The sequence below is a fragment of the Aurantimonas coralicida DSM 14790 genome, assembly GCF_000421645.1.
Taxonomy (GTDB): Bacteria; Pseudomonadota; Alphaproteobacteria; order Rhizobiales; family Rhizobiaceae; genus Aurantimonas; species Aurantimonas coralicida.
In genome coordinates this window covers 141,463-154,565 of the sequence record NZ_ATXK01000011.1, presented here as the reverse complement: position 1 = coordinate 154,565, position 13,103 = coordinate 141,463, and the positions used below count along the sequence as shown (strand labels likewise).

Below are 13,103 nucleotides of genomic sequence, written 5' to 3'. Positions count from 1 at the left end.
GAAAACGAGTTCTCCCTATCAGAGCCGTGGTAGACCACCACGTTGATAGGCCGGGTGTGGACGTGCGGCAACGCATGAAGCTTACCGGTACTAATCGCTCGATCGGCTTGATCATTCTCATTCGTCAATGCCCACCCAAACAGGGTGCGCAACACAATCACAATGCCCTCCCAAGACCAGCTTCCAACTTGCCATTTGCCGACCTGGTGGTTCTAGCGGGGCGGCCGCACCCGATCCCATTCCGAACTCGGCCGTGAAACGCCCCAGCGCCCATGATACTTCGTCTCAAGACGCGGGAAAGTCGGTCGCCGCCAGGTCTGCAAATCGCAAGTTGTCCGATAAAATCTTCTTCACACCACACCACGCAAAGCCCCTCGCGCTCACCAGCCGAGGGGCTTTTTGCGTTCAGGGGCTCCGGGAGTAGCTGCTGTGCCCCTGACGGGACCGTGATCCGGCGGCAGCCGCAAAACCCAGTGCCGCGTTCTTGCCGCATCATTCCGTCGGCTTAGTTCTTGTGGGACACCGCATTCGCGACGAATGGCGGGCCTTCGCAGGGAGAATTGCGGCATGAACACCAAGCTCTACACCGTCACCGTCGTCATGGCCGTGATGCTTGCGGCCGCCGGCTGCAGCCGGACCCAGAAGACCATCGGCGGCGCGGCCGTCGGCGGTGTCGGCGGCGCCGTCATCGGCAATGCGGTCGGCGGTACCGGCGGTGCGGTCATCGGCGGCGTCGGCGGTGCGGTCGCCGGCGGCGCCATCGGCCGGAACCTCTAGGCGGGTCAGACCCGACCGTCCAAAGCGACCCGGCCCGCCCTGCCGGCCGGGTCGCTATCGGTGCGCGGCCGACTCCCGCCCGGCGACCGCGATCACTAGGCTCGTCCGCCTTCCGAGAAAAGCCGCAGAATTTCCGTTGACGTAAACGGTAGAGCGTTCCGTTTCTCCCCAGTCTGCGCTATCGGTATGGGCGGACAACGGGAGGTGTCGAGAATGCAGAAACCCTGGTTGCAGATCTATCCGGACGGCGTTCCGGCCGAGCTGCCGGATTTCCCCTATCATTCCCTCGGCGAGCTGCTGAGCGAAGCGTTCATCCAGCACAAGGACCAGCCGGCGTTCCACTTCATGGGCGCCACCATGCGGTTTAAGGAGCTGGACGAAGAGTCACGCCATTTCGCCGCCTTCCTGCAGTCGCTGGGACTGCAGAAGGGTGACCGCGTCGCGCTGATGATGCCGAACCTGTTCCAGTATCCGGTGGCGGTCGCGGGCGTGTTGCGGGCCGGGCTGATCGTGGTCAACACCAACCCGCTCTATACGCCGCGGGAGCTGTCGCACCAGCTGCGCGATTCCGGCGCCAAGGCGATCGTCATTCTCGAGAACATGGCCTCGACGCTCGAGGCCTGCCGGGCCGAGACGCCGGTCGAGCATGTCATCGTGACGTCGATGGGCGACATGCTGCCGACATTGAAGCGGCACCTGGTCAATTTCGTCGTCCGCAAGGTGCGCAAGATGGTGCCGGCCTACAAGCTGGACGGGGCCATCGCCTTCCGCGATGCCATGGCGCGCGGGCGGGCGGCGAGCTTCACCGCGGTCGCCTCGGAGCGCGACGAGCCGGCGGTGCTGCAATATACCGGCGGCACGACCGGCGTTTCCAAGGGCGCGACCCTGACCCATGGCAATATCATTGCCAATGTCCTGCAGTCGGAAGCCTGGCACGCGCCGGCGCTGAAGAACATGCCGGCGAACGAGCAGATCACGACGGTCTGCGCGCTGCCGCTCTACCATATCTTCGGTTTCACCGTGAACATGATGCTGTCGATGCGCACCGGCGGCTGCAACATCCTGATTCCCAATCCGCGCGACATTCCCGCGACGCTGAAGGAGCTGAAGAAGTATCGCTTCCACTCCTTCCCGGCGGTCAACACACTGTTCGGCGCCCTGGCGCGGCACCCCGACGCCAAGAGTGTCGACTGGTCGCATCTGCGCCTGTCGGTGGGCGGCGGCATGGCCGTCCAGGCGGCGACGGCGGAGCTGTGGCGCAAGCAGACCGGCTGTTCGATCTGCGAGGGCTACGGCCTGTCGGAAACCGCGCCGTCGGCCTGCTGCAATCCAACCGATTCCACCGAATACAGCGGGACGATCGGCGTGCCGATCCCCTCGACCGAGCTGAAGATCCTCGACGAGGAGGGCGGCGAGGTGCCGATGGGCGAACGCGGCGAGATCGCCATCCGCGGCCCGCAGGTCATGGTCGGCTACTGGAACCGTCCCGACGAAACGGCCCGGGTGATGACCGCCGACGGCTTCTTCCGCACCGGCGATATCGGCGTGATGGACGAGACCGGCCGGTTCAGGATCGTCGACCGCAAGAAGGACATGATCAACGTCTCCGGCTTCAACGTCTATCCCAACGAGATCGAGGAGATCGTCACGCGGATGCCCGGCGTCGTGGAAGCGGCCGCGATCGCCATCCCGGACGAGAATTCCGGCGAGGCGGTGAAGCTGTTCGTCGTGGCGAGCGATCCGGAGCTGACGGCCGACAAGGTCAAGGCGTTCTGCCGGGACAATCTGACCGGCTACAAGCGGCCGCGCGAGGTGGAGTTCCGCGACGAGCTGCCCAAGAGCGGCGTCGGCAAGGTGCTGCGGCGCGAATTGCGCAACTGAACCGTCGCAGCCGAAGCATCGGCGGCAGCGGCCGCCGTGGCTTCGGCCCGGAGGGCAGGTGGCGACGCTTCTCAACCGACGCCACCTCTGCTAGCCTTTCGGGCCTGACAGGAGGGATCGGCCCGCGAGCGTCGCGTGAGCCGGAGAGGATTTCGTTTTCTCGAAATTCCACGAGATTTCCTCTTCACATTCATCCGCCTGTCGCATATATGGAGGTCACCGGCGACGCGGAACGCGCCGCACGGCAATGGCGCGGGGTGGAGCAGCCCGGTAGCTCGTCAGGCTCATAACCTGAAGGTCACAGGTTCAAATCCTGTCCCCGCAACCAAGTTTCAAACACTCCCGCGAGCCCCGGCTCCGGGAGTGTTTGTCGTTTGGGGCCTCTGTTGTGTCGCTGTTGGGTCGGTTCTGGCGCTGCAATCTCTCAGCGTCCGTCTGGCGTGGCCGAAACCTCTGGCCTTGCCTGCATGGTCCGCTTTTCGGACCCCGCTACGACTCCCCCCAGACCGATCTATTCCCGCGGCCCGGACAGGGCGTCCTGGACGCTGCCGGCGAATGTCGCCATGGCGTCGGCCGTCTGCCGGTTCGCCGGAAAGAAGCTCTCGATGGCGATTCCGGCCAGGGTGACGTCGGTGGCCGTGCCGAACATCGTGGTGGTGCTGAGGAAGGTCAGCGGCCCGTGCGGGCTGGCGATGATCAGCGGCACGGCCACGGCCGGTTCGGGCGGTTCCGGGGTTGGTGACAAGTCGACCGCGATGGACGCCGGGTAGGATTCGAGCTCCTCAAGGAGAGCGGCCAGCACGGGGTCGGCCGACAGGGCGACGTCGCGGGCGAGGCGCCGCAGGAGATGCGCGCGCCATTCGGCGAAATTCACGATCCGCGGGGCCAGTCCCTCCGGATGCAGGCCGAGGCGCAGGACATTGACTGCGCCGGCGAGGAGGTGCCCCGCGACGCCGTCCGTCAGGGCCGCAATCGCGGCATTGGCGGAAAGCAGCGTCCAGTGACGGTCCACGGCCAGGGCAGGGTGGGGCGCGTGGCCGGCCAGGATCCGGTCGATAATTTCTCTGGCGGCGGTCAGTTCGGCGTCCGCCAGATCGTGCTGCGGGAAGATCGGCGCAAAGCCGGCCGCAAGGAGAAGGGCGTTGCGCGCCTCCAGCGGCATGTCGAGATGGTCCGTAAGGCGCAGGAGCATCGCACGGCTCGGCGCCGACCGGCCTGATTCCAGAAAGCTGAGATGGCGTTGGGAAATGCCGGCATCGAGGGCGAGACCGAGCTGGCTGAAGCGCCGCCGCTGCCGCCATTGGCGCAAGAGGTCTCCCGCGGATCGTCGTGCGCGTGTCATGGCCGTGTCTCCACAACCCCGCCTGGCCTGCGCAATGACCTCGGACGTAATCGACAGAGGTCCCATACGCGATCAGGATCGCCGGCAGCGGCCCGGCGGATCGAGCCGCATCGCTCAGGAAAGGCTGAACCGATGGAACGCCATGCGCGCATTCCCACCCTCCGCACCCTGCTGACCCTTGATGCCGTCACCTGCACCGTGATGGGCGGTCTCCTCCTGGCCGCCTCCGGCCCCATCGCCAGCGTGACGCAGATTCCCGCCGGCTTTCTTTCGGGCGCCGGCATGCTTCTCCTCCCGATCGCCGCCTTCATGGTCGCCGTCGCCCGGCTTCGACCGATACCGGGCTGGGCGGCTCACATGGTCGTTCTCGGCAATGCGCTGTGGGTCGTCGCCAGCGTGGCCTTGCCTGTGAGCGGCGTTCTCGCGCCCAATCTTCCTGGCTGGATCTGTCTCCTCGCCCAGGCCGGTGTCGTCGCTCTTCTGGCCGTTCTCGAGTTCGAGACGGCACAGCGGTCCGGTCGGGCACTGGCCTGAAAATGAACAGGGAGGCCGCCATGCCCGCTTACGCCATCGCCCATCTGCGCAATGTCACTCTGAACCAGGGCATTGTCGACTATCTCGAGCGGATCGACGCCACGCTGGCGCCGTTTGGCGGCCGCTTCCTCATCCATGGCGGCGCGAAGGAGCTTTGTGAGGGAGAGGTGACCGACGACATCGTCGTTCTCGCCTTCCCGGACATGGGCCTGGCGCGGGCATGGTACGGTTCGCCGGACTATCAGGCCATCAGGCCCCTGCGGATGCAGGGCACGGAGGGCGAGATCTTCCTGATCGAGGGTGTCGGCGACGATCACCGGGCGACCGACATCTTACCGAAAGAAAAGGCGGGCGGGGCCTGAACCCGTTCGTCCGGCTGGCGGTCGTTGCCATGGCTTGCCGAGCGGGGAGAGTTGCCGGGATCGCCCTTCCGGCCCGCCCGGCGCGATCGTAGTCGGAGTGTCGGCTTGGTCCAAAAGGCCGCCCGGCGGTGTGGGCGGAGCATCACCCCGCCACGCATCGCTGGGCGGCACTGCCGCTCTAGCAATTGGCGGCGATACCGTCGGCGTCCTCGGCGGCACGGGCCGTCCGGCAGGCGGCGCTGCGGGTGGCGTTGTTCAGCCCCTCCTTCGCGTCGTCGAGAGCCTTGCTGCCGGCCTCGCGCGCCTGGTCGATGGCCGGACCGGCGGCCTCGGACAGGTCTTCCAGCGCCGAACGGGCTGCTTCGCCGGTCTGGCGCCCGGCCTCGCCGATCGCCTCCATGGCTTCGCCGGTCTCGCGTTCGGTCGTCGACGGCGCGGAAGCCGGCTCGCTGGTGGTGGACACGGCCGGATCGGCGGCGTCGGTCTCGGTTTCGTCGCTGCATGCCGAGAGGGCCAGAAGCGCCGTCAGGGCGATGGGAATGAGCTTGTTCATGGTGGGAACTCCTTTGCCCTGCCATCTAGGCGGCGGGCGAAGGAGGTCACGGGGCGTTGTACAGAATGCGGCCGATGCTCGTGCAGTCCGAGAAATGCGCCTCGCGGCGGGTAGGTTCGCACGGCACGCCGAAACAGACGCGCGCCCGCACGAACGAAACCGGCAGGACCGTATCGCGATCAACGCAGTCAGAAATGTCGAGATGGGGAAAATTGGAGCGGGCGATGGGATTCGAACCCACGACCCCAACCTTGGCAAGGTTGTGCTCTACCCCTGAGCTACGCCCGCCCGCTCCGTGCGGCGCCTGAGCGCCGCGGACGAGCGGTGTATGCCCCAATCATCGGTGGATTGCAACAGCGAAATGACGGGAATCGAACGGGATTTTCGTGATGGCCTGTGGGGGCCGGAATGCGCGGGATTCCGGGGTGTCTGGCGAGGGATCCGACGGGGTCCCGGAGCCACGGAGTGCGGGGGGCGCAGCGGTCGGGAAGGGTCGTAAGGTGCCGATGGGCGGCGCAGGAGGGCGGAAAGGGCCGCGGGCTGAACGAGATCAAAGGCAGCACGGGAGACGACGATCCTCTCCCAGGATCTTTCAGACTGGACCCGAGCTAAGACGCTCATGCTCGACCAACCGGGCCAGATCGCGCTGGAGATCGTGTCGTGAATCCGGTGCCATTGTCATGCCGGGCGGCGCAGCGGTTCGGGGACGGGACTTCGCAAGCGGGCGCAGGTGCGGTAACCGGCGGCTGTTCGCCAATCGCAAGGGAAGACGCCTGATGAAGGACCGCGACGCTCTGATGGCCTATCTCGACGGGCTCGGCATCGCCACCACGACCGTGGCGCACCCGCCGCTGCACACGGTGGAGGAAAGCCAGGCGCTGCGCGGCACGATCGCCGGCGGGCACACCAAGAACCTGTTCCTGAAGGACAAGAAGGGGACGATCTTCCTGGTCGTCGCCGAAGAGAGCCGGACGGTCGATCTGAAGGGCCTGCACAAGCGCATCGGCGCATCGGGGCGGCTGTCCTTCGCCAGCGCCGACCAGATGCGCGCGTTGCTCGGCGTCGAGCCGGGATCGGTGACCGCCTTCGGCGTCGTCAACGATCGCGACGGCATGGTCCGGCTCGTGCTTGATGAAGGCCTTCTGATGCACGATATGGTGAACTGCCATCCCATGACCAACGAAGCGACGACGACGATCGCGACGGCGGACCTGATGGCGTTCTTCCAATCAACGGGGCACGAGCCGCTTGTCATCGGGCTCGAGGCGCCGGCCGGCGACGGACAGGCAGAATGAGCGACAATCCCTACGCCCCCTACGGCGGCACCTCCTATGGCGGCTACGGCCAGCAGTCGACCACGCCGGCGGCGCCGTCCGCCGCCGCGCCGCGCCAGCCCGCGGCCCCGGCAGCGCCCGCCGCTCCGACGACCACCCTGCAGGGTTTCGGCGACGCCTCCGCCCCGGCCGCAGCCGACCTCGTCAAGGACACGACGACGGCGCAGTTCCCGGCCGACGTCATCCAGGAATCGCGCAACCAGCCGGTGCTCGTCGATTTCTGGGCGCCCTGGTGCGGCCCCTGCAAGCAGCTGACGCCGATCCTGGAGCGCGCCGTCGCGGCCGCCGGCGGCAAGGTGAAGCTGGTCAAGATGAATATCGACGACCATCCGTCGATCGCCGGTCAGCTCGGCGTGCAGTCGATCCCGGCGGTGTTCGCCTTTGTCGGCGGGCAGCCGGTGGACGGCTTCATGGGCGCGCTGCCCGAGAGCGAGATCAAGGCCTTCATCGATCGCGTGACCAAGGGCCAGGGGGGCAGCGGCAACGATCCGGTGGCCCAGGCGATGGAGCAGGCGAACCAGCTTCTGGCCGATGGCGACGCCGGCGGTGCGGCACAGATCTTCGGCGCCGTCCTGCAGCACGAGCCGGGCCATGCCGGCGCGACGGGCGGCCTGGCCGAATGCTATCTGGCGACCGGCGACGCGGCCCGCGCCAAGGCGCTGATCGACCAGTATGACGTCGCCGGCGAGGGGAAGACCGAGGACCCGGCCGTGGAAGCGGTGCGCACCAAGCTGAAGCTCGCCGAGGAGATCGCCCAGCTCGGCGATCCGGTGCTGCTGCAGCAGCGCATCGAGAGCGATCCGGACGATCACCGGGCGCGCTACGACCTGGCGCTGATCGCCCAGGCCAAGGGCGACCGCCAGACGGCGGCGGGGCACCTCCTGGAGATCATCCGCCGCGACCGCAGCTTCGACGACGATGCGGCCCGCACCAAGCTCCTGGAGTTCTTCCAGGCCTGGGGACCGACCGATCCGGCGACCAAGGACGCGCGGCGGCGCCTGTCGGGCCTCCTGTTCTCCTGAATTCCGTTCCGGACCGCGCGACAATGCGCGGTCCGGTGCGGCCTGTTCGGGGGGACGACAGGGCGCGCCGTGCCTGCCGCCTTCTGCCGCATCCCTTGAGATCGCCGGCGACCGATCCAACTTCGGTGTCTGACACGGAGACATCGTTTGGTTCACGCTGGCAATATCAACTACCGGACCGCTTCGGACCTGCCGGACACGGTCCCGGTGTTCCCGCTCTCGGGAGCCCTGCTCCTGCCGGGCGGTCAACTGCCGCTCAACATCTTCGAGCCGCGCTATCTGGAGATGATCGACGACGCCATGGCGGGCGCGCGGATCATCGGCATGATCCAGCCCAGCCTCGACGGCGGCGCGCGTTCCGACGGCGAACCCGAACTCTGCCAGGTCGGCTGCTTCGGCCGGATCACCTCCCTGACCGAATCGGGCGACGGCCGCTACATCCTCAATCTGCATGGCGTGGTGCGCTTCCGGACCCTGGAAGAGCTGGCCACCCGCGCGCCCTATCGCTCCTTCCGGGTCAAGCCGTTCCTCGGCGATCTCGATTTCGGCAAGGGTGCGGACGAGGTGAACCGCGACGCGCTGCTGAAGGCGTTCCGGCAATATCTCGACGCCAACCAGCTCGAGGCCGACTGGGAAAGCGTCACCCGGGCGTCGAACGAGACGCTGGTCAACGCGCTTTGCATGATGTCGCCCTATGGCGCGGCCGAGAAGCAGGCGCTGCTGGAAGCGCCGGACCTGAAGACGCGGGCCGAGACGCTGATCGCGATCACCGAGATCTCGCTGGCCCGCGATGGCGATGGTGGCGACGGTTCGCCGCCACACACGCTGCAATAGGCGACCCATGCCGGCCGACGGCGATTGCGGCCGCTTGGCCGGCGGGCGATAAGACGCGCAACGGCCGCCGCAACGCCGCGCTGAAGGACATGCCATGACCGAGACGAGCCCCCGGCACCAGGCCGGCCAGCCGGACCCCAAGCTGCTGGAGCTGCTGGTGTGCCCGCTGACCAAGACGACGCTGAGCTACGACCGGGAGCGCAACGAGCTGGTGTCGGAGGCGGCGCGGCTCGCCTATCCGATCCGCGACGGCATCCCGATCATGCTGCCGTCCGAGGCGCGCACCCTCGACTGAGCCGCGCCGATTTGTGCCGACATGAAAAGGGCCGGTCGCTGATGCGCCGGCCCTTCGTGCATTGTCTGGATATGCGCAGCTTACTGCTGCCTGGTCTCGGGCGCCGGCGTGGCCTCTTGCGCCTGCGTCAGCACATCGTTCTGCGCCATGACGAGGGCGCGGATGCAGCCTTCCTCGTCCTGCGAGGTCTGGGCGGCGCGCGCCGTCTCGACGTGATCCTCGGCGGTCTCGGTCTTCAGACCGGCCTGGTCGGCCTGGCCGATCAGCGATTCGATCTGGGGCAGGGCCTCGGCGCAGGTCGGGGTCTTCTGCGGTGCGGTCTGGGCTTCCTGGGCGAAGGCGCCGCCGGCGCCGAAGGCGAGAACCGCGGCGGCGAGAAGGGTGGTCTTCATGAGGTCACTCCGTCGATGCGGATCGAAGGCTCCGATCCGTCCATGGCCAGAACCTCGGCGCGGTGGATGGCGGGGACGTGACTGCGAGGTGCTCATTCAGGGACGATTTTCGGGCAGGGGCCATGCTGCGGCCATCTCCCCGCCGTGCCGGTTAACGGCCTCGACGGGGAGGATCGCGATCACCCGGTCAGCCGAGCCAGTCCAGCACGAAGGCGGCGCAGACCGCGATCGAGGCGACCAGCAGCATCAGTTCGATCAGCGGCAGCCGCCGCCGCACCCGCCGCGAGCGGCGAATGTCGTCGCTCGGGTTGCCGCGATCCTCGGTGCAGGGCCCGATCGTGCCTGCCGCCATCAAATGCCGGCTCCGTCGCCCACCGTGGTCGGGTCGGCGCCGTTCTTTCCGGGCAGATCACCGCCGCCGGTCATGAGCGCCAGGAACGGCCGCAGCACGAAGTCGATCGCCGCCAGAAGAACGGCGAAACCGATCCCCAGCCCAAACAGCAGCGCGAGGATGCCGATCATCACCGCACCGGCCGCCCGGTAGCGGATCAGCTTGCCGTGGCCCTTGCGATGCTCGCCCTCGGCGGCGCCGAACCACAGGGCCTGCGCCCGGGCGAGAGGGGACAGCGGCGCTTCGGCCGGCACGGCCTGGGTGATCTCGTCGGAGGCGGAGACCGTGCGCACGATGCCGAGCGCCATGGTCTCGTTGGTCAGCGAATCGATCAGGATGAAGGAGCCGAGCTCGCGGTTTTCCTCGTAGGTCGTCGCCATCACCGGCCGGTCGAAGCCGAGGGTGATCTGGCCGATCTCGTTCATCAGAAGAACGTTGGCCGCACCGGATTCGAAGGTGTGGATGTCGATGGCGTTGTCGAGGCTGCGCACCGAGGCGGGCGTCGTCGAGGTGGCGAGGCGCGCGACGTAGCGACCGCCGGAAATCAGCGGCCGGTCGGCCATCCAAAGGATGTCGGCGGTCACGGTCTTCTGGGCGGCGATCGTGTCGGAGGGCCCGACGAGGACATCGCCGCGCGAGACATCGACCTCGTCGGCAAGGGTGAGGGTGACCGCCTCGCCGGCCTCGGCGCTGGCCACCTCGCCGTCGGGACCCCAGACCGCCTTGACGGTGGTGGTGCGGCGGCCGGGCATGACGGCGATCGCGTCGCCGGGGGCGACACGCCCGCCGACGATGGTGCCGGCAAAGCCGCGGAAGTCGAGATTGGGGCGGTTGACCCACTGCACCGGCAGGCGGAACGGCGCCGAGCCGGCGTCGAAGGTCTCCGGTGTCGCGGTCTCCAGGCGCTGCAGCAGCGTCTGGCCATCATACCAGGGCATGTTCGGCGACGGGGCGGCGATGTTGTCGCCATTCTTAGCCGACAGCGGCACATAGGAGACGTCGGTGAAGCCGAGCTGCGGCAGGATCGCCTCGTAGTCGCGCCGGATCGCCTCGTAGCGTTCCTGGCTGAAGTCGACGAGGTCCATCTTGTTGATGGCGATCACGACGCTCTTGATGCCGACGAGCGAGGTGATGAAGGAGTGCCGCCGCGTCTGCGGCAGGATGCCCTTGCGCGCATCGACGAGGATGACGGCGAGCTCGGCCTGCGAGGCGCCGGTCGCCATGTTGCGGGTGTACTGCTCGTGGCCCGGCGTGTCGGCGATGATGAAGGCGCGGTTGCCGGTCGAGAAATAGCGATAGGCGACATCGATGGTGATGCCCTGCTCGCGCTCTGCCGACAGGCCGTCGACCAGCAGCGCGAAGTCGAGATCCTCGCCGGTCGTGCCGAACTTGCGGGAATCGCGCTTCAGCGTGTCCATCTGGTCGTCGAAGACCGCATTGGTCTCGAAGAGCAGACGGCCGATCAGGGTCGACTTGCCGTCGTCCACCGAGCCGCAGGTGATGAAGCGCAGGAGGGATTCGGCCGGCGCCAGCGCAGGCTGCATGGCGGCCTGCGGATCGACCACGGCCACATCGCCATCGTCGGGCGCGGGGCCTGCGAAGCGTTCGTCCTCGGCGATCACGGCGGGATTGGCATGGCCGGTGAGGGCGGTGTCGACCGCATCCTCGCGGGGGCGTTTCTGCACGGCGATGGTCATGTCAGAAATAGCCTTCCTGCTTCTTCTCTTCCATCGAGGCGCCGGAATCCTGGTCGATGACCCGACCCTGGCGCTCGGAGGTGCGGGAGCCCCGCATTTCTAAGATGATGTCCTTGAGATCGGCCGCCTCGGATTCCACCGCGCCGGTCAGCGGGTAGCAGCCAAGGGTGCGGAAGCGGACCATCATGTTCTCGACGGTCTCGCCCGGGCGCAGTTCCATGCGCTCGTCGTCGCGCATGATCAGCGCGCCGTCGCGGCGCACGATCGGCCGGGTCTTGGCGAAATAGAGCGGCACCACCGGGATGTTCTCCAGGGCGATGTAGTCCCACACATCCTGCTCGGTCCAGTTGGACAGCGGGAAGACGCGGAAGCTCTCGCCCTTCTTCTTGCGGGTGTTGAACAGCCGCCAGGGCTCGGGCCGCTGGTTCTTGGCGTCCCAGCGATGTTCGGCCGAACGCAGCGAGAAGATGCGCTCCTTGGCGCGGGACTTCTCCTCGTCGCGGCGCGCGCCGCCGAAGGCCGCGTCGAACTGGTACTTGTCGAGGGCCTGCTTTAGCGCCTGGGTCTTCATCACCTCGGTGTGCACCCGGCTGCCCGAGGCGAACGGGCTGATGCCGTCGCGCACGCCGTCCTGATTGGTGTGGACGATGAGGTCGAGGCCCAGCTCGCGCGCCCGGCGGTCGCGGAACTCGATCATCTCGCGAAACTTCCAGGTCGTGTCGACATGAAGCAGCGGGAAGGGCGGCTTGCCGGGGGCGAAGGCCTTCATGGCGAGATGCAGCATGACGGCCGAATCCTTGCCGATCGAATACATCATCACCGGATTGTCGGCGGTCGCCGCAACCTCGCGGATGATGAAGATCGACTCGGCCTCAAGCCGCTGCAGATGGGTCATGTGCTTCATTGCGGGAGCCTTTCGAAGGCCGCGTCCCCTTCGGCGGGACGGTTGTTGTCGGCGCGCATGGGCCGGCCGTCGTCATCGACATGCAGGCCGCATTCGCGCTTGGTCTCTTCTTCCCACCACCAGCGGCCGGCCCGCTCGGGCTCGCCCGGCCGGATGGCGCGGGTGCAGGGCGCACAGCCGATCGACAGGAAGTTCTGCGCGTGCAGCGCGTTCACCGGCACGCCTTCGGCGGCGGTGAAGGAGGCGATGCGTTCGCGCGTCCAGTCGAAGATCGGGTTCGCCTTGATCAGCCCGCGGGCGCCGTCGAAGGCGACGTAATCCATGTCGGAACGGTTGGCCGACTGGTCGCGGCGCAGGCCGGTGATCCAGCCCGCTGCCCCGGCCAGCGCCCGGCCGAGCGGCTCCACCTTGCGCACGCCGCAGCAATTCTTGCGAAATTCCGGCGCGTAGTAGAAGCCGTCGATGCCCTGATCGTTGACCAGTTCCTCCAGCGCTTCGGCCTGCGGATACATCGCCCGGATGCGACGGCCGTATTTCTCCTCGGTCTCGCGCCACAGCGCGTAGGTCTCGGGAAACAGCCGGCCGGTGTCCAGCGTCTTCACCTGGATCGGCAGATCGTTCGAGAAGATCAGATGGGTGATCATCTGGTCCTCGATGCCGAGACTGGTGGTGAAGACGACGGGACCGTCGACGCGCGCGACCATCGCCTGCAGGCGTTCGAGCGGCGTCAGGCCCGCGAATTCACCGTTCAGTGTCGCGGCCAGATCGGGCAGGGTTGCGGTCAT

16 protein-coding genes, 2 tRNA genes and 2 rRNA genes are annotated in these 13,103 nt (G+C 67.3%); 11 read left to right on the top strand and 9 right to left on the bottom strand.

All coding sequences use genetic code 11. The annotated features are described in order from the left end of the window. The 5 genes from H536_RS0119025 to H536_RS0119005 form a co-directional block, all read left to right on the top strand. A 23S ribosomal RNA gene (locus H536_RS0119025) occupies window positions 1-115 on the top strand; the annotation flags it as partial. A gap of 87 nt (window positions 116-202) precedes the next feature. Further along, a 5S ribosomal RNA gene (gene rrf, locus H536_RS0119020) occupies window positions 203-317 on the top strand. 250 nt (window positions 318-567) lie between these two features. Next, window positions 568-777, top strand: a complete 210-nt coding sequence (locus H536_RS24530) for a glycine zipper 2TM domain-containing protein (protein WP_024351957.1) — start codon at window positions 568-570, stop codon at window positions 775-777. Window positions 778-990: 213 nt separating this feature from the next. Continuing rightward, complete coding sequence (locus H536_RS0119010; RefSeq protein ID WP_024351956.1) at window positions 991-2,658, top strand: long-chain-fatty-acid--CoA ligase; 1,668 nt, start codon at window positions 991-993, stop codon at window positions 2,656-2,658. Window positions 2,659-2,909: 251 nt separating this feature from the next. Then, window positions 2,910-2,986: transfer RNA gene (locus H536_RS0119005), tRNA-Met, on the top strand. A gap of 183 nt (window positions 2,987-3,169) precedes the next feature. On the opposite strand, the gene H536_RS0119000 is transcribed toward H536_RS0119005, so the two are convergent. Continuing rightward, on the bottom strand, window positions 3,170-4,000 hold the full coding sequence (locus H536_RS0119000; RefSeq protein WP_024351955.1) for a helix-turn-helix transcriptional regulator: 831 nt from the start codon (window positions 3,998-4,000) through the stop codon (window positions 3,170-3,172). 132 nt (window positions 4,001-4,132) lie between these two features. Here H536_RS0119000 and H536_RS24525 point away from each other — a divergent pair, with 132 nt between their 5' ends. Then, window positions 4,133-4,534, top strand: a complete 402-nt coding sequence (locus H536_RS24525) for a hypothetical protein (RefSeq protein ID WP_024351954.1) — start codon at window positions 4,133-4,135, stop codon at window positions 4,532-4,534. Between the two features lie 20 nt (window positions 4,535-4,554). Continuing rightward, window positions 4,555-4,896 (top strand): DUF1330 domain-containing protein, encoded by a 342-nt coding sequence (locus H536_RS0118990; protein ID WP_024351953.1) that lies wholly within the window; start codon window positions 4,555-4,557, stop codon window positions 4,894-4,896. A gap of 178 nt (window positions 4,897-5,074) precedes the next feature. On the opposite strand, the gene H536_RS0118985 is transcribed toward H536_RS0118990, so the two are convergent. The 3 genes from H536_RS0118985 to H536_RS0118975 form a co-directional block, all read right to left on the bottom strand. Next, window positions 5,075-5,449 carry a hypothetical protein gene (locus H536_RS0118985; protein ID WP_024351952.1) on the bottom strand — a complete coding sequence of 125 codons (375 nt, stop codon included), beginning with the start codon at window positions 5,447-5,449 and terminating at the stop codon, window positions 5,075-5,077. A 46-nt stretch (window positions 5,450-5,495) separates the two neighbouring features. Further along, complete coding sequence (locus H536_RS24520; RefSeq protein ID WP_024351951.1) at window positions 5,496-5,690, bottom strand: hypothetical protein; 195 nt, start codon at window positions 5,688-5,690, stop codon at window positions 5,496-5,498. Then, window positions 5,663-5,737: transfer RNA gene (locus H536_RS0118975), tRNA-Gly, on the bottom strand. Before H536_RS0118975 ends, H536_RS24520 begins: the two co-directional genes overlap by 28 nt. A 488-nt stretch (window positions 5,738-6,225) precedes the next feature. On the opposite strand from H536_RS0118975, the gene H536_RS0118970 reads away from it, so the two are divergent. The 4 genes from H536_RS0118970 to H536_RS0118955 all read left to right on the top strand — a co-directional run bounded on the left by H536_RS0118970 (window position 6,226) and on the right by H536_RS0118955 (window position 8,934). Then, window positions 6,226-6,744: a prolyl-tRNA synthetase associated domain-containing protein gene (locus H536_RS0118970; RefSeq protein ID WP_029703681.1), complete on the top strand. Its 519-nt coding sequence runs from the start codon at window positions 6,226-6,228 to the stop codon at window positions 6,742-6,744. After that, window positions 6,741-7,805 (top strand): thioredoxin, encoded by a 1,065-nt coding sequence (gene trxA / locus H536_RS0118965; protein WP_024351949.1) that lies wholly within the window; start codon window positions 6,741-6,743, stop codon window positions 7,803-7,805. Before H536_RS0118970 ends, trxA begins: the two co-directional genes overlap by 4 nt. 147 nt (window positions 7,806-7,952) lie before the next feature. Then, on the top strand, window positions 7,953-8,639 hold the full coding sequence (locus H536_RS0118960; protein WP_024351948.1) for an LON peptidase substrate-binding domain-containing protein: 687 nt from the start codon (window positions 7,953-7,955) through the stop codon (window positions 8,637-8,639). A gap of 94 nt (window positions 8,640-8,733) precedes the next feature. After that, window positions 8,734-8,934: a Trm112 family protein gene (locus H536_RS0118955; RefSeq protein WP_024351947.1), complete on the top strand. Its 201-nt coding sequence runs from the start codon at window positions 8,734-8,736 to the stop codon at window positions 8,932-8,934. Window positions 8,935-9,014: 80 nt separating this feature from the next. Here the strand turns inward: H536_RS0118955 and H536_RS0118950 are convergent, their stop codons facing one another. The 5 genes from H536_RS0118950 to H536_RS0118930 all read right to left on the bottom strand — a co-directional run bounded on the left by H536_RS0118950 (window position 9,015) and on the right by H536_RS0118930 (window position 13,103). Then, entirely contained in the window at window positions 9,015-9,326 is a 312-nt protein-coding gene (locus H536_RS0118950; protein ID WP_024351946.1) for a hypothetical protein, read from the bottom strand. Between the two features lie 187 nt (window positions 9,327-9,513). Continuing rightward, on the bottom strand, window positions 9,514-9,678 hold the full coding sequence (locus H536_RS24515) for a hypothetical protein (RefSeq protein WP_155898553.1): 165 nt from the start codon (window positions 9,676-9,678) through the stop codon (window positions 9,514-9,516). After that, window positions 9,678-11,414 carry a sulfate adenylyltransferase subunit CysN gene (gene cysN / locus H536_RS0118940; protein ID WP_024351945.1) on the bottom strand — a complete coding sequence of 579 codons (1,737 nt, stop codon included), beginning with the start codon at window positions 11,412-11,414 and terminating at the stop codon, window positions 9,678-9,680. Before cysN ends, H536_RS24515 begins: the two co-directional genes overlap by 1 nt. 1 nt (window position 11,415) lies before the next feature. Further along, entirely contained in the window at window positions 11,416-12,318 is a 903-nt protein-coding gene (cysD, locus tag H536_RS0118935) for a sulfate adenylyltransferase subunit CysD (protein ID WP_024351944.1), read from the bottom strand. Next, window positions 12,315-13,103 (bottom strand): phosphoadenylyl-sulfate reductase, encoded by a 789-nt coding sequence (locus H536_RS0118930; RefSeq protein ID WP_024351943.1) that lies wholly within the window; start codon window positions 13,101-13,103, stop codon window positions 12,315-12,317. The genes cysD and H536_RS0118930 overlap by 4 nt, the downstream gene beginning before the upstream one ends.

What these genes read in the sequence shown, in the direction of transcription:
- H536_RS24530 (WP_024351957.1), top strand. Translation starts at nt 568, where the DNA reads ATGAACACCAAGCTCTACACCGTCACCGTCGTCATGGCCGTGATGCTT.
- H536_RS0119010 (WP_024351956.1), top strand. Translation starts at nt 991, where the DNA reads ATGCAGAAACCCTGGTTGCAGATCTATCCGGACGGCGTTCCGGCCGAG.
- H536_RS0119000 (WP_024351955.1), bottom strand. Translation starts at nt 4,000, where the DNA reads ATGACACGCGCACGACGATCCGCGGGAGACCTCTTGCGCCAATGGCGG.
- H536_RS24525 (WP_024351954.1), top strand. Translation starts at nt 4,133, where the DNA reads ATGGAACGCCATGCGCGCATTCCCACCCTCCGCACCCTGCTGACCCTT.
- H536_RS0118990 (WP_024351953.1), top strand. Translation starts at nt 4,555, where the DNA reads ATGCCCGCTTACGCCATCGCCCATCTGCGCAATGTCACTCTGAACCAG.
- H536_RS0118985 (WP_024351952.1), bottom strand. Translation starts at nt 5,449, where the DNA reads ATGAACAAGCTCATTCCCATCGCCCTGACGGCGCTTCTGGCCCTCTCG.
- H536_RS0118970 (WP_029703681.1), top strand. Translation starts at nt 6,226, where the DNA reads ATGAAGGACCGCGACGCTCTGATGGCCTATCTCGACGGGCTCGGCATC.
- trxA (WP_024351949.1), top strand. Translation starts at nt 6,741, where the DNA reads ATGAGCGACAATCCCTACGCCCCCTACGGCGGCACCTCCTATGGCGGC.
- H536_RS0118955 (WP_024351947.1), top strand. Translation starts at nt 8,734, where the DNA reads ATGACCGAGACGAGCCCCCGGCACCAGGCCGGCCAGCCGGACCCCAAG.
- H536_RS0118950 (WP_024351946.1), bottom strand. Translation starts at nt 9,326, where the DNA reads ATGAAGACCACCCTTCTCGCCGCCGCGGTTCTCGCCTTCGGCGCCGGC.
- H536_RS24515 (WP_155898553.1), bottom strand. Translation starts at nt 9,678, where the DNA reads ATGGCGGCAGGCACGATCGGGCCCTGCACCGAGGATCGCGGCAACCCG.
- cysN (WP_024351945.1), bottom strand. Translation starts at nt 11,414, where the DNA reads ATGACCATCGCCGTGCAGAAACGCCCCCGCGAGGATGCGGTCGACACC.
- cysD (WP_024351944.1), bottom strand. Translation starts at nt 12,318, where the DNA reads ATGAAGCACATGACCCATCTGCAGCGGCTTGAGGCCGAGTCGATCTTC.
- H536_RS0118930 (WP_024351943.1), bottom strand. Translation starts at nt 13,103, where the DNA reads ATGACCGCAACCCTGCCCGATCTGGCCGCGACACTGAACGGTGAATTC.